The 14,910-nt window shown below is 51.0% G+C and carries 12 protein-coding genes and 1 riboswitch; of the genes, 4 read left to right on the top strand and 8 right to left on the bottom strand.

Annotated elements, in window-relative coordinates:
- Positions 1 to 37 precede the first annotated feature (37 nt).
- Positions 38 to 2,206 carry a S9 family peptidase gene (locus C6Y40_RS23910; RefSeq protein WP_105936922.1) on the top strand — a complete coding sequence of 723 codons (2,169 nt, stop codon included), beginning with the start codon at positions 38 to 40 and terminating at the stop codon, positions 2,204 to 2,206.
- Positions 2,207 to 2,256: 50 nt separating this feature from the next.
- On the opposite strand, the gene C6Y40_RS23905 is transcribed toward C6Y40_RS23910, so the two are convergent.
- From C6Y40_RS23905 to thiC, 7 genes are all read right to left on the bottom strand, one after another.
- Positions 2,257 to 3,675, bottom strand: a complete 1,419-nt coding sequence (locus tag C6Y40_RS23905) for a sensor domain-containing diguanylate cyclase (RefSeq protein WP_105936894.1) — start codon at positions 3,673 to 3,675, stop codon at positions 2,257 to 2,259.
- A 413-nt stretch (positions 3,676 to 4,088) separates the two neighbouring features.
- Positions 4,089 to 5,201 (bottom strand): 2-iminoacetate synthase ThiH, encoded by a 1,113-nt coding sequence (thiH, locus tag C6Y40_RS23900; protein WP_105936893.1) that lies wholly within the window; start codon positions 5,199 to 5,201, stop codon positions 4,089 to 4,091.
- Entirely contained in the window at positions 5,198 to 5,965 is a 768-nt protein-coding gene (locus C6Y40_RS23895; RefSeq protein WP_105936892.1) for a thiazole synthase, read from the bottom strand. The genes thiH and C6Y40_RS23895 overlap by 4 nt, the downstream gene beginning before the upstream one ends.
- A 3-nt stretch (positions 5,966 to 5,968) precedes the next feature.
- Entirely contained in the window at positions 5,969 to 6,169 is a 201-nt protein-coding gene (gene thiS, locus C6Y40_RS23890) for a sulfur carrier protein ThiS (protein ID WP_170308580.1), read from the bottom strand.
- Positions 6,153 to 6,920, bottom strand: coding sequence for a HesA/MoeB/ThiF family protein (locus C6Y40_RS23885; protein WP_105936891.1), 768 nt, complete (start codon positions 6,918 to 6,920; stop codon positions 6,153 to 6,155). Before C6Y40_RS23885 ends, thiS begins: the two co-directional genes overlap by 17 nt.
- Positions 6,898 to 8,373 carry a thiamine phosphate synthase gene (gene thiE, locus C6Y40_RS23880; RefSeq protein ID WP_170308579.1) on the bottom strand — a complete coding sequence of 492 codons (1,476 nt, stop codon included), beginning with the start codon at positions 8,371 to 8,373 and terminating at the stop codon, positions 6,898 to 6,900. The genes C6Y40_RS23885 and thiE overlap by 23 nt, the downstream gene beginning before the upstream one ends.
- On the bottom strand, positions 8,360 to 10,318 hold the full coding sequence (gene thiC, locus C6Y40_RS23875; RefSeq protein WP_105936889.1) for a phosphomethylpyrimidine synthase ThiC: 1,959 nt from the start codon (positions 10,316 to 10,318) through the stop codon (positions 8,360 to 8,362). The genes thiE and thiC overlap by 14 nt, the downstream gene beginning before the upstream one ends.
- A 102-nt stretch (positions 10,319 to 10,420) precedes the next feature.
- Positions 10,421 to 10,537, bottom strand: a riboswitch (TPP riboswitch).
- Positions 10,538 to 10,742: 205 nt separating this feature from the next.
- On the opposite strand from thiC, the gene C6Y40_RS23870 reads away from it, so the two are divergent.
- Together C6Y40_RS23870 and C6Y40_RS23865 are read left to right on the top strand one after the other, a co-directional pair.
- Positions 10,743 to 11,849: a 1-acyl-sn-glycerol-3-phosphate acyltransferase gene (locus C6Y40_RS23870; RefSeq protein ID WP_105936888.1), complete on the top strand. Its 1,107-nt coding sequence runs from the start codon at positions 10,743 to 10,745 to the stop codon at positions 11,847 to 11,849.
- Positions 11,850 to 11,907: 58 nt separating this feature from the next.
- A complete protein-coding gene (locus C6Y40_RS23865) occupies positions 11,908 to 12,669 on the top strand; it encodes an MBL fold metallo-hydrolase (protein WP_105936887.1) in 762 nt (253 codons plus the stop codon).
- A 26-nt stretch (positions 12,670 to 12,695) separates the two neighbouring features.
- Here C6Y40_RS23865 and C6Y40_RS23860 read toward each other — a convergent pair whose 3' ends face one another.
- On the bottom strand, positions 12,696 to 14,489 hold the full coding sequence (locus tag C6Y40_RS23860) for a sensor histidine kinase (protein ID WP_105936886.1): 1,794 nt from the start codon (positions 14,487 to 14,489) through the stop codon (positions 12,696 to 12,698).
- Between the two features lie 107 nt (positions 14,490 to 14,596).
- Here C6Y40_RS23860 and C6Y40_RS23855 point away from each other — a divergent pair.
- On the top strand, positions 14,597 to 14,910 hold a 314-nt coding region (locus C6Y40_RS23855), incomplete at its 3' end, for a BLUF domain-containing protein (protein WP_105934096.1).

Raw genomic sequence — 14,910 nt, 5'->3', positions numbered from 1 at the left:
CTTACATAACAACAACGACAGTAATTACTTTAAAACCATGAATAAAATGCTTCTTTCTCTGTCTGTTGCTACCGTGCTGCTTACAGCCTGTAGCGACGACAAAATGCCAGAAAAACAAATAAAACCGGCAACGCCTATGAATTTATCGACATCTGTTACCCCACCGGTGGCGAAAAAAGAATCCTATGAATTAACTGCTCACGGTGATACCCGGGTAGATGATTATTACTGGATGCGCGACGATTCCCGCACTGATGCAGAGGTGCTTTCGCACCTGGAAAAAGAAAACAGCTACGCTGATGCCGTACTTGCGCCGCTCGAAAAACAAACCGACGCCCTTTATGAGGAAATGATCGCCCGCATCCCAAAGGATGATTCTTCTGTACCTTATAAAAAGAATGGCTACTGGTACCAGACGCATTATGTGGGCGACGGCGAATACCCTATTTATGTCCGCAAACAGCAACCGGACGGTGAAGAAACCGTATTACTCAATGGCAATAAAATGGCCGAAGGCGAGAGCTATTTCAGCATTGGCTCCTTTGAAGCCAGCCCGAATAATGAGTTACTGGCCTACTCTGTGGATACAGTCAGCCGCCGCTTATACACTGTATACGTGAAAAACATTGCTACCGGTGAGTTGTTTGCCGATACCCTGTCCGACACCACTGGCCAGGTTTACTGGGCTAACGATAACCAAACGCTGTATTACATTAAACGTGATAAACAAACCTTGCTGGGCTCGCAGGTCTTCCGCCACACCCTGGGGACTGATCAGGCCGATGACGAATTGGTTTATGAAGAAACCGACACCACTTTCTATACTTCATTAGGGAAAAGTAAGGACGGTGAAGTTATCTTCATTAACCACAGCAATACCGACATGTCTGGCGTAACACTGATCGATGCCAACGATGCAGAGGCCACCCCAACGCCATTTTATCCCATCGAGCCGGACCATGAGTATTCCGTCGAAAAACATGGCGACGACTATTATGTGTTAACCAACTGGCAGGCTGATAATTACCGCATTATGAAAGTCGCAGCCGAAAGCACCCAGGACCGCAGCGCCTGGCAGGAAGTGGTAGCTCATAATCCTGACATATACATCAGCAGCCTCGAAGTTTTGCAGGACTACCTGGTATATAAAGCCAAGGAAAATGGCTATCTGCGCCTTGAAGCCATGTCGCTGAAAGACGGTTCACTGCGCACCATCCCCACCGAAGATCCGATTTATACCGCAGGTTTTACCGGCAATACCCAGAGTGACACCAATACTGTCAGAATTTATTACGCGTCGTTGACCACGCCGCCCAGTACCTTCGATATTAATTTAGAAACGCTGCAAAGCGAACTGAAAAAGCAAAACAAGGTTGGCGATGACTTTAACGCAGCTGACTACCAGTCAGAACGCCTGATGACTACTGCTCGCGATGGTAAGAAAGTACCGGTTTCACTGGTTTATCGAAAATCGACCTTCAAAAAAGACGGTACTAACCCGCTGTTCCAGTACGGTTATGGCTCATATGGTTCAACCATGGACCCTACCTTCGTTTCATCGTGGTTATCGATGCTGGACCGGGGCTTTGTCGTTGCCATTGCCCATATCCGCGGTAGCCAGATGCTGGGTACCCAGTGGTATGAAGACGGTAAGATGGGCAACAAAATGAACACCTTTACCGACTTTATTGACGTTACTAAAGGGCTGATTGAACAAGGTTATGCCGACCCGAGTCGCGTATTTGCAGAAGGCGGTAGTGCCGGTGGCTTATTAATGGGCGCTGTGGCCAATATGGCTCCTGAACTGTACACCGCAATCGCCGCCCATGTGCCCTTTGTGGATGTGGTAACCACCATGAGTGATGCCAGTATTCCACTGACTACCGGCGAATACACCGAGTGGGGTAACCCGGCCAATAAAGAAGAATATGAGTATATGCTTTCCTATTCACCTTACGATCAGGTGAAAAAGCAGGATTACCCGCACCTGTTTGTCACCACTGGCTTGCATGATTCACAGGTTCAGTACTTCGAACCGATGAAGTGGGTAGCTAAACTGCGGGATTACAAAACCGATGACAATCTGCTGCTATTCATTACCGATATGGAAGCCGGTCACGGCGGTGCCTCAGGTCGCTTCAAGCGTTATGAGCAACGGGCGAAGGAATATGCCTTTTTCTTCCACCTGGCAGGTATAGAACTGTAATAATACCATATATGGTATAAGCCCGGTTAGCGTCATGCTAGCCGGGCTTTTTAGTTCTCTGCGAAACGCAGAGCTGTCTGATTTCGCCCTTCGCGCTTAGCTTTTAGCAGTTGTCTGTCGGCTTCATCAAACGCCTTCTGAAAGCCTTCACATTCATCTACCCTGGCAACTCCAAAACTACAGGACACAGTCAGTTCGGGCTCTGAAAAAGTAAGCTCTGCAATTCCCTGACGAATCGCTTCAGCCACTGAGAACGCATTTTCTATGGAGGTTTGTGGTAGCAGCAGCATAAATTCGTCACCGCCGAAGCGACCGAAGATGTCACTGCTGCGAATTTTACTGCGTACCAGGATGGCCAGCTCGCGAAGCACTTCGTCACCAGCCAGATGGCCAAATCGGTCGTTGATTTGTTTAAATTTATCCACGTCGAACAACAACAGCGAGGTTTGGTGACCATAGCGTTTAGCCTGTTTAAGGTGTTGTTCAGTCAGCGCAATAAAATGCTGGCGCATAACCGCTTTGGTAAGGAAGTCGGTTTTGGCTTCAATATGTAATTCGCGGTTATCTGCCACCAACGCGGGTACAGACATGGCAAAGTAAGCACTGCAGGCAATCACATTGATAGCCACCTGATAAATATAGGCCTGTTCAGAAACCCCTAAAATACTTACCAGCAGCGCCAGCAGGAAGCTGAGTATAGCCAGACTGACAGCCATCCGAATGGGCGACTCGGTAAAAACGATCCACATTTGTGGCAGGGTCAGAAAGAAAATCAGACAGGCAATTTCCGACGACTGGTAATAGTCTGCCAGTACGACTACCCCTACCATCAGCACCCAGCTAAGTACCAGCTTGCCGGCAAAAGAACTAAAGCGACTCTCGGTTTTAGGCTGGAAGTTGAGCGCAGACAGCAATCCCCGGCGCGGATAGATACGATTCACAATACCGATAAAAACTGGTACCAGCACCAGGATCCCGGACATATCGCCAATCCACCAGGCCAGACTGGTGGCTAAAAACGACTCCAGTTGTGGCCCGCCAAACAATAACAGTACGCCGGCGGTTGCCATAACCAGGCTGGCAGTAGCCACCGTCAGTAAAAACCGCATCACCGGCGCGTATAAATTATGATGGCTTATCCGGTCAATCGAGCCGCGCAGCAAGTTGGCACTCACGCCGTAAACCAGGCAATGCAGCAAGGCAAAATGACTGCCGGCAATCAGCAGCTGTTCCAACGAGCGCTGATCATTAAATACCAGGCTTTCCCAACCAGTAGACAACACAGAGGCAATAAACATGGCAGGCAGTGCCTGCCATCTGAGCAACAGAAAACAGGTAAACGTAAAACCAGCGGGCGGAAACCAGATACTGGCATGGGGAGCATACTCAGTAAAAACCGACAGACGCCATAGCACCAGCCAGGTTAATACCAATAACGAATGTTTAAATACTGCAGTAATTTTTTCCATTACTCTTTGCACTGTTCGTCTGACTGCTCTAACGCAAAGATAAAACCGCCATCATGTTACTAGAAAAATCACACCCTAAAATAGTAATACAAATTTAACCAAGTACCTACCAGAAACCTTCCAGTACGACTGATTAGCTAGGGGCTGTTGATCTTTGCTGTACACTTTTGCAGCAGTCTGTGTGCCATTTAGACAAGGCGACTGTTTGCAGGTCTAGTGGGCTAAATCAAAAACAGTCAACACAGTATAAATGACACACAGGCGCTGCCCGAAGGGGTCGTCATGAAAGCATTTTACTCTTTGTCACAGCCCTTTGACGTAGAACAACTATGCCTGCAGGACTGTTTCGCGATTAAAATGCTTTCATATAGACCAAAATTCGTACAGCAAAGATCAACAGCCCCTAGACACTTTCAGCCAGAAAAGGCCTGGCTCCAGTCCTTCCATACCGGTGTCATGCCTAGCTGTGCAACGGCGTCTGCGACCGCTTCAGGTGAACGTTTATCATCGGTGCTGAACTGCTCAAGTGCTTCATCTGTGGCTGAATAGCCGCCTGGTTGCGTGCTGGATGCTGCGCTCAGACTGGTGATACCAAAGGGCATCAGCTTGTCTCTCAGGGCTGCGGACTCGCGGGTTGATAAACTAATCTCGACATCTGTATTCAGCAGCCGGTGTACGCAAATAAGCTGCAATAACTGGCGATTAGTCATATCCAGCGTACTCACTTTGTCGCCCGTGTAAGGCCGCAGTCGCGGTACCGACAAGCTGTAACGGCTGCGCCAGTAACGGGATTGCAGATAGTCCAGATGCAGCGCCGTAAAGTAGCTGTCCACACGCCAGTCGTTTAACCCGATTAATGCACCCAGACCGATTTTATCCATACCGGCCCAGGCCAGGCGTTCCGGCGTTAGCAGCCGCCAGTCAAAATCCTGTTTTTTGCCGCGCGTGTGATATTCGGCATAGCGGCGTCGTTGATAAGTCTCCTGATACACCATCACTGCATCAACGCCCAGGGTTTTCAGCGTCTGGTAGTCACTCTCAGCCAGCGGCTGCACTTCCATCGCCACATAACTGAAATGCGGTTTGATCAGCGGCAACACCCTGCGAAAATAGTCCATACCGACGTTACGCTCGTGCTCCCCGGTCACCAGTAATATGCTGTCAAAGCCCATAGCTTTAATTGCCGCGACTTCTGCAGTTACCTCTTCTTCAGACAGGGTTTTGCGGCGAATCGCATTACTCGCCGAGAAACCGCAATAGGTACACTCATTGGCACAGAGATTTGATAAGTACAAAGGCACAAAAAACTGCATGGTATGACCAAACCGGCAACGGGTAAGTTGCCTGGCGCGACTGGCCAATACCGGCAGATAAGATTCGGCGGCCGGCGACAACAACGCCGGTAGATGTTGCAAGGTTACGTGTGGCGCATTAAGCGCGGCTTCCACCTCTTTAGCGGTAGTGGCATAAATGCGCAGCCGTATATCATCCCAGTCGGTGGCCGCCAGTGTGTCTGCAAAACTCATAAATCCTCCAGAAACGCTTCCAGCGGACTGGTGGCCACAGCCATTTTATGTCCACCAGCCAGGCCGGCTTCAAACGCCTGTCGTCCGGCTCTGACTGCATGATTGAACGCTTCCGCCATAGCAATGGGATCATGCGCTGCAGCCATTGCAGTATTAACCAGCACTGCATCCACACCCATTTCCATTGCGGCGGCCGCGTGACTTGGTGCACCTATGCCCGCATCCACCACCACCGGCACTCTGGCCTGCTCAACAATTATTTGCAGGAACTCGCGGGTTTGCAGCCCCTGATTAGAACCAATCGGCGCGCCCAGCGGCATCACTGCCGCACAGCCAACCTCCTCCAGTCGTTTACACAACACGGGATCGGCCGGGCAATAAGGCAACACCACAAACCCCTGATTAACCAATAGCTCTGCGGCTTTAAGTGTTTCCATAGGATCTGGCAGTAAATAGCGCTGATCCGGGTGTATTTCCAGCTTCACCCAGTGGGTTTGAAGCGCCTCGCGCGCCAGCTCAGCCGCGTAAACGGCCTCCGTTGCTGTGCGAGCCCCTGCGGTATTTGGCAGTAACTGCACGCCTAGCTGCTGTAAGGGGGCCAGTAATTGATCTGAGCGGTGCGAGAGGTCCATCCGCTTTAACGCCAGCGTGGTCAGCTCACTGCCACTGGCCGCAATGGCCCGCTGCATAATAGCAGCGCTGGCAAACTTGCCGGTGCCGGTGAACAATCTGGATGAAAAGGTTTTATCTGCAATCTTAAGCATTAGCTACCCCCCGGCAACAACTGTGAAAAGTGTTACTTGGTCATCAGCATGCAAGGCATGCTGGGGCCATAATGTGCGGTTTATCACCTGCTGATTCACCGCCAGGGCTAGCCCGTTTTCGTCCACCGAAAGGTCTTCAATAAGCTGCTTCAGGCTCAGGCCTTCAACCACTTCCGTTACTTTGTCATTAACTGTAATCTGCATTGTTCTCTCCACATACCGGGCACCCCTCAAGAGGCGGTAATTTAAGGGCTTGCCACTGACCACTAAGGCCATCGAAAAGCCGTAATTCCCCCCAGTTCAGTGGGGCCATAGCAGTAATAAACAGCAGGGTCTGCAGCGCCTGCATGATGCCAACAATGCCTACAACCGGTCCCAGGACCCCCTGGGCAAGGCACGTATTGGGCTCACTTTGCGCAGGCGCATATAAGCACCGATAACACCCATGAGCCTGATGTGGATGTAACAGCAGTAATTGCCCCTGCATGCCACTGGCAGCGCTGGATATAAGCGGTATGCCAAGTTGATAACAAACCTGATTAATTAACTGCCGCGAAGCCATATTGTCAGTACAGTCGAGCACTACCGACGCCCCTCGTAACAAACTTTCTGCATTACTTTTAACCAGTCTTGTGGCATGGCATTGCACACTCAGCGTCCGGTTTATGTCACGCAAGCGCTGGCTTGCCACGCTGGCCTTGGCCTCACCGATATCCGGCTCACCGTAAAGCGGCTGTCGAGGCAGGTTGCTCAGCTCAACCTCATCACCGTCGACCAGTCTTAGCCTGCCAACCCCAGCGCCGGCCAGATACGGCGCCACAGCACAGCCGAGGCCACCAAGCCCAACAATCACCACTTCGGCGTGACTTAAAGCCTGTTGCTTTACCTCATCCATCTCCGCCACCAGCAATTGCCGGCTGTATCTGCCGTAATCATCTCTGCTTAACACGGTCATACGTCTCCTTTAGCCTGTTCACCGCAGCCAGCGGCTCGGCTGCGCGGGTAATGGCGCTAACCACCGCCACACCACTAACCCCGGTATCAACCACATCGGCAAACCTGGCCTGACTGATACCACCAATGGCCACCGTGGGGGTATCACCAGCGAGTGTTTGATATCGCCGCAGCCGGGCTAATCCCTGGGGTTTGGAAGGCATCTTTTTAGTTTGGGTAGCAAAAATGTGGCCGAGGGCAATATAGGAGGGTCTGAACTGTCTGGCCCGGCATAATTCGGCATAGCCATGAGTAGAAATGCCCAGCCGCAGCCCGGCCCTGTATATCGCGCCTAAATCCGCGGCTTGCAAATCTTCCTGTCCCAGATGAACACCATAAGCGCCGCACTCAATGGCCAGCTGCCAATGATCATTGATAAACAATCGGGTTTGGTAAGATGCAGCCATGTTGACTGCCTGGCGGATCTGCTTGGCAAGGTCAGCCACGGGTTGCTTGATACGTAACTGGATAATGTTAAGCCCCAGGGGGAGTAACAAAGCTAACCACTCAAGACTATCTACCACCGGGTATAAGCCGAGCTGACGACATGTCAGCGGCGCAAACCCTTCAGGCGGTACAGTAAAATCAGCATCCGCGGGCAGCTGGCGCACCGTGGGAAAGAAACGCTCATCAGTGGGCCAACCACAGCGGGCTAACGGCCCGGCACCAGCGCCAGCCGCATACCCCTTTGCCAGCCCCATATTGACATAGGCTTTAGCAACACAAACGGCATCGTGTAATGGGTAATCCAGCGCCAAGGCGGCTGCGATAGCACTGGCAAACGTGCAGCCACTACCATGCTGGTGAGTCGCCGGCTGCCGAATACTGCTATAACACCAATGCGTCGGTGTAGTGTACAGCCGGTCTTCCGCCTGTTCTGCTGAGCTATGCCCCCCGGTGCAGAGCAGCCTCGTTTTCAACAAGTGCTCTGCATCCAACTCGCCACCGACGCTGGCAAGCAAATACTGCTCTTCGTCACTATTCGGTGTACACAGGTCAACGCAGGCTAACAGAGCGCGACAGCCCCGGGCAGAAACGCTGGCCATTTTGGCGCCGGTAGTCGCCACTTGTACCGGGTCCCAAATCACCCGAACCTGGTCATTGCGCTCGCGTACCTGGTTAATAAGCCCGATGACTACACCCACCTGTTCGTCGTTACACAACAAGCCGATTTTGATGGCCTGTGGCACCATATCCTGTAGTAATGCCTGCCCCTGACTGCTTAGTAACCCGCAAGCAACTGCCGCCACCTGCTCAACCGCCACGGAGTTCTGCGCCGTTATTGCGGTGACAACCGTGCAGGCATGGCAACCTAAATCGTGAAGTGTGAGCGTATCGGCCTGAATCCCCGCGCCTCCGCCACTGTCAGACCCGCCGATACACCAGACTACTGGACGCTGTTCAGTGGCTGTCATGATCGCTATCCCCGGTGCTGACGGCCGGATGATAGAGCTCAGCGCCGCGCCGGTTGAATTCGGCTGATTTGGCGCGCATACCATCCAACTGCTCGGCGGTAGTTTGGTGAGGCGTGACATTCACCGCGATCGCCTCTCCCCTAGACTCCTTAGCAGCCGCTTCACGGACTTCATGGGAAATCTTCATCGAGCAAAATTTGGGGCCACACATGGAACAAAAATGAGCCACTTTACCAGCAGCCTGGGGAAGGGTTTCATCGTGGTATGCCCGCGCGGTCCCCGGGTCTAGTGCCAGATTAAACTGGTCTTCCCAGCGAAATTCAAAGCGGGCTTTGGACATGGCGTTGTCCCGAATTTGCGCTGCCGGGTGCCCTTTCGCCAAATCGGCCGCGTGGGCGGCAATCTTATACGTGATAAGCCCCTGTTTAACATCTTCTTTATTCGGCAGGCCCAGGTGCTCTTTGGGCGTGACGTAGCAGAGCATTGCACAGCCAAACCAACCAATCATGGCGGCACCAATCCCCGACGTAAAGTGGTCATAACCTGGCGCAATATCAGTGGTAAGCGGGCCCAGGGTATAAAAAGGCGCGCCATGACAATGGTCTAACTGCTCTTCCATATTGGCTTTAATTAAGTGCATGGGCACATGTCCGGGCCCCTCAATCATCACCTGTACGTCATATTCCCAGGCAATTTTGGTGAGCTCACCGAGGGTATGCAACTCGGCAAACTGCGCCTCATCGTTGGCATCGGCTACCGAACCTGGACGCAAACCATCTCCCAAACTCAGCGACACATCATAAGCCGCACAAATCTGGCAGATTTCTCTGAAGTTCTCGTACAAAAAGCTTTCAGCGTGATGACTCAGGCACCACTTAGCCATAATGGAGCCGCCACGGGATACAATGCCCGTGACCCGGTTTGCCGTCATTGGTACATACCGCAACAACACACCGGCGTGTATCGTAAAGTAATCCACACCTTGTTCCGCTTGTTCAATAAGCGTGTCACGAAACAGTGGCCAGGTGAGGTCCTGCGCGACACCGTTCACTTTTTCTAGCGCCTGATAAATGGGCACGGTACCGAGGGGGACCGGGCTGTTGCGAAGCAACCACTCCCGGGTTTCGTGAATATTGCGACCGGTTGATAAGTCCATGATGGTATCTGCGCCCCAGCGGGTTGCCCACACCAGTTTTTCGACCTCTTCTTCAATGGAAGAGGTGACCGCAGAATTACCAATATTGGCATTCACCTTAACCAGAAAATTGCGACCAATAATCATTGGTTCAGACTCCGGGTGATTAATATTTGCCGGAATAATGGCTCGCCCGGCGGCCACTTCAGCCCGAACAAACTCCGGCGTAATCTGCTCCGGTAATGCGGTGCCGAAGTTTTCCCCTTTGTGCTGTTGTAACAGCGCTTCATCACGAACCTGTGCCCGGCCCATATTCTCCCGAATGGCAATGAACTCCATTTCCGGCGTTATGATCCCCTGCCGGGCATAGTGAAGCTGGGTAACACATTGACCGGATTTAGCGGTTTTTATCGGGCGTTCCACCTGCATCCGTAATGCGCGGGCATGCTCATCAAGCTGGCTTTCGCGGGTAAACTGTGATGCTGACACTGCCACTGCCTCGCAATCGCCGCGCTGCTCAATCCATTGCTCCCTGACTCCTTGCAAGCCATTGTGCACATTGATGTTGATATCCGGATCGCCATAGGGGCCTGAGGTATCGTAAACCAGTACCGGCTCATTAGCTTGATAAACCGGATTGGCAGCATCGCCACCGAGCAGGCTGTCTGACTGCGCAATACTGCGCATAGGAACGCGAACAGTCTGGTCTGAGCCATGCAGATAAACCCGCCTTGAACCGGTAAAGCTCTCGCCGCTTAATTGCTCAATAAAATGTTGTGCTTGTTCGCGCTGTTGACGTCGTGTTGACATAGCATTTATTCCTTTTGGAAGTGAGAAAAATGCTTGTCAGGAGTGTTTAAAAAGACGATTACCACAACCAAAACAAAACCTTTCGGTGCTGTATTGTACTGTAGGTAATATTGCCTTGTTCCCTTCGCAGGTATTAGCCTGATCAGGTTCAACGGATCCCGCTTTCGCGGTCTCAGCTTGCATTCCGTAAGGAATAGCGAAGCACTCCGACAAGTATCGTTAATTGCAGCCTAGTTGGCTTTTGCAATCAGATTGCGTCCGAGTATAGGGAATGCAATCCGCCACTTCAAGGCCTGCAGGTAAGTTAGTTTTCTCTTAATGAAATGGTCATTTTGACCGGGAATAATTGTATCAACACTACCCAATTCGCTGAATGTGCGTACAATGTGCGCTTTTTCTCAGCAACAATAACCATAGCAGCATTATGACCGATAACGCCGATCCGTATCACGACATTCGCCCGTTTAACGACGCAGAGGTTCCCGCGTCCATTGAGCGACTGATTAACGATCAGGAATTTATCAACGCTATAGTTAATCACCGGTTTGAACACAGCCCGCGCTGGCTGTCGTCGTTGCTGAGCCCGCTGGTAAAAGTGTTGATGCGACTAAAGTGGCGAAAGCTTAAAACCGTTGCCCACATTCAAAACGAAGTGGGTGTGTTTATGCAATCGCTGCTACAGCGCACCAGTCAGGGCATCACCGTAAAAGGGTTGGATAAACTCGACCCCAACCAGGCTTATATTTTTATTTCTAATCACCGCGATATCGCGATGGATCCAGCACTGGTTAATTTTGCCCTGCACCGGGCCGGCCACGAAACTGCGCTGATCGCATTTGGTGATAACCTGCTCAAAAAGCCCAGTGCCACCGAGTTAATGAAGCTCAACAAAGGGTTCGTGGTAAAACGCTCAGCCAAGGGCCCGCGGGAGTTACTTAAAGCACTCACCCAGCTGTCGAATTTTATTAAAGACTCATTAAACCACCAGCAGTCGATATGGATAGCTCAGCGCGAAGGGCGCGCCAAAGATGGCATGGATATGACCGATCCAGCTATTCTGAAAATGTTCTACATGGCTGGCAAGCAACAAAAGATTGCCTTCGGTGAGTACATGAAAACTTTAAATATCGTGCCGGTTGCCATTTCCTACGAAAACGATCCCTGTGATATTGCCAAAGCCAACGAGCTCTATCAGCGCGAGCACCTCGGCAGTTACAACAAAACAGAATTTGAAGATATCGATAGCATTATTCAGGGCATCATCGGCAATAAGTGCCGGGTGAGCGTCAACTTTGGTGAAGTGGTCACCGAAGATTTTGAGACGCCGGAAGCACTGGCCGAGCATATCGACCGACAAATCCATCACAACTATCAGCTATATCCGATTAACTATCTGGCCGCCAACCAAAGCTGCGACGAGCTCTCGCAGGCCTGTCGCGATCGCTTTGCCGCCAAGCTCGCGGAGCTACCCGAACAGGCCCACAGCTATCTGATAGCCAACTATGCTAACCCGGTACATAACGCCAAATAGTGGTTGGACCAGAAACTCTCTGCTAACATCACCCGACTGATTAAAACAGCAGGTGTTTATGCAACTTCGTGCCATTGCCGGCTATATCGAAAATATTTATCTGGTAGAAGACCAGGCGGGGCTAATGTTGCTCGATGGCTGCAGCCGCGCCGATGTGGAAACCGTTTGTCACTATATTCGTGATGAAATTGGCTTGCCACTGACTGCGCTAAAACTCATTGTAGTTACCCACATGCACCCTGATCACGCCGGTGGCGCGCGGTTATTACAACAACGAAGTGGGGCGTTACTCGCATGTCACCCCAAAGCGCCGGGCTGGTATCGTGGCATCGCCGGCAGAGCCGCTCATGCCATTGATGTGGCGCTGACCTGGTGGGTAGCGGGTAAGTTAGGTAAACCCAAGCGGCACATCTGGTATAAGCCGTCCTTTGAGCCGGATATCCGACTCAGCGACGAGCAGCGGTTGCCATTATTTGCAGACTGGCAGGTGCTATACACCCCTGGTCATACCGACCACGACCTATCCTTACTCCACCTGCCAACCGGGCAACTCTATGTGGCTGATTTAATTGTGTCGGTGAAAAAGCAACTGACATCGCCCTACCCGGTATGTCACCCCAATCAGTATAAACGTTCACTCTGGCGCGTAAGTCACCTCAATCCGTCCAGGGTGTACTGCGCTCATGTGAAACCGCTACTTGATAAGGACATCGACTACGACGCACTGATTGCGCAGGCCCCTGCGCTGCCGAAAAATCACTGGCACTCAAGTAAAATCAGAATTTACCGGGCCTTGGGCTTACGTCCTAACCAGCACTAATAACAAAGCGTTAACCGTAGCAACGATTACTCCTCTGACTCACCGTCCTGCTGCAAAGGCAATTGCAAGGTAAATTCGGTGAATACGCCCGGCTCGCTGGCGCATTGAATAGAACCCTCCAGTCGCTGCATGATGTTATAAACCACCGATAAACCCAGCCCGGTTCCCTCGCCAATGGGTTTGGTGGTAAAGAAGGGTTCAAATATTTTCTGCTGGATGTCGGCTGTCATGCCCGGCCCATTATCCCTAATCCGAATGTGCAGCGTATTATCTATCTCTGCAGCGCTTATTTGAATAACCGGCTCAGCCGTTTCTGCCGTCTCCATTGCCTGAACGGCGTTTTTAATCAGATTCACCAGTACCTGCTCAATGAGACCTGAGTGCGTATGCAACACGCCATTGAACTCAACATTCCGCTGGATGCTAACCTTGTTATCCAGGTCATATCGCATCATCTTCAGAGTGTCATCCAGCAGCACAGAGAAATCACAAACCTCTTTTTCTCCGGTCTGATTATGAGAAAAAGAGCGTAAGTCGCTAATGATATTTTTAACCCGTTGCAGACCATTAAAAGAATCAGCGACGATTGCTCTGATATCTTCCAAAATAAACGGTATACCCGCCTGCTCCTCAAATTCACTGAGACTTTGTTTGAGATGAGCCGCTTTTTGATCCTGCTGAATGTCTATGGCAGTTAACAGCTCACTCTGCATGGACTGCAACTGAATAATGTTATCCAGATAGCTATCCATTGAGGAGAAGTTGCTGATCACAAATGACAGTGGATTATTAATTTCGTGAGCGATGCCCGCTGCCATACGCCCGATACTGGCGAGCTTTTCGTTGTGTGCCAATGCCTGTTTAGTGGATTTAAGCTCCAGCAGCGTATCCCGCAGACGGGTATATTGTTTCTTCAGGCTCGACTCAGCCTGTTTGCGCTCTAACAACACCGTAAGCTGCTCGGCGGCCTTATTGATAATCGTAATCTGCTTCATGGAAACCCTATCCATCTCCTGTTCGGGGATCAGGTAAAGCAATAAACATACTACCCGTTTATACACCACGATAGGGAAAGCCAGATAACTGCCAATACGAGTTGTTATAAGCTGAGTAACCGGCTCCAGCCCGCCGCTTTCATCGAGCAGGTGAATTTGTGGGTGCTGTTCCTCAATGGCCTGAGCAAGGCTGGCCGGCAGCCCGCCCTCTGATAACAATGCCTGCATAGTTTTTGCCAGATCGTTGCTGGCAGTATCGGAACCGCGCACCCGAAAACGCGATGTGTTTTCCAGGTAAATTTCGAAACTGCAGTGGGCATGGCATAATCTCGCCAGCGCATTTGAGAAGGTTGAAAGCAGCGCCGTGAGCTTTTCGTCGCCTCGTGAAAAGCGTGTGATACACACCAGCAATTCTGTTTCTGCATCGTGCTGACGGTAGGTGTTTTCAATATACTCAAAAGTGGCCAGCTCCCGTTTGAGCACACTGGCATTAAACTTGGCTTTCGCTTCAGACGCCGTTAAACAGGCATTGATTTGGTACTCTTCCAGCCAGACTACTTCGTCCAGTTGCTGAGTGGGGTTATGCATAAGAATGATACGGGTATCCTGGTTAACCAGCCCCTGACGAATATACTGGGCTACCGACTGACAGAGGGAAATATCATCATCGGAGCCTACACAGAGTATAACCAGTGAGGGCTTACAACTGCGCAGTGTCTTTTTAGCGTTTCTCAGGCTGGTTAATTTTTCGCAGTGCATTGTGTTATCCGGCAAAAATGCCGCTAAGTCTGGACTCTGACCAACCAAAAACACTGGATTTTCCATACATTTACCCAACACTACCGTTTCTGAAAACTCTGCTATATTTGAAAGATAGTCGTTGCCTGCAGTTACGCAAACAATTACGCAGTTTAGAAAAAAGGAAAGTAAAAATGAAGTTAGTGAGATTGGTGTACTACAGCCATGCCTCGCGGGAAATGTCACTTAGCGATCTGAAATCCATTCTCGACACCGCCCGCCGTAACAATCAGGCCGAGGGCATTTGCGGTATGCTTTCTTACGAACAACAATATTTTTTGCAGGCGCTGGAAGGCGAACGCAGCGCCGTTAACGAGCTTTACCTGGATATTGCTGATGACCCCCGCCATGACGAAATCACTATTATCAGCTATGAGGAAATCACCGCCCCTATTTTCAAACAGTGGAAAATGGGCTACGCCGGCGGCAGTGCCGAGTTTACTAAATT

The organism is Marisediminitalea alba, from assembly GCF_002993365.1.
GTDB classification, from domain to species: Bacteria; Pseudomonadota; Gammaproteobacteria; order Enterobacterales; family Alteromonadaceae; genus Alteromonas; species Alteromonas alba.
The sequence above is the reverse complement of the archived record's forward strand: the minus strand, read 5'-3'. Positions and strand labels throughout refer to the sequence as shown.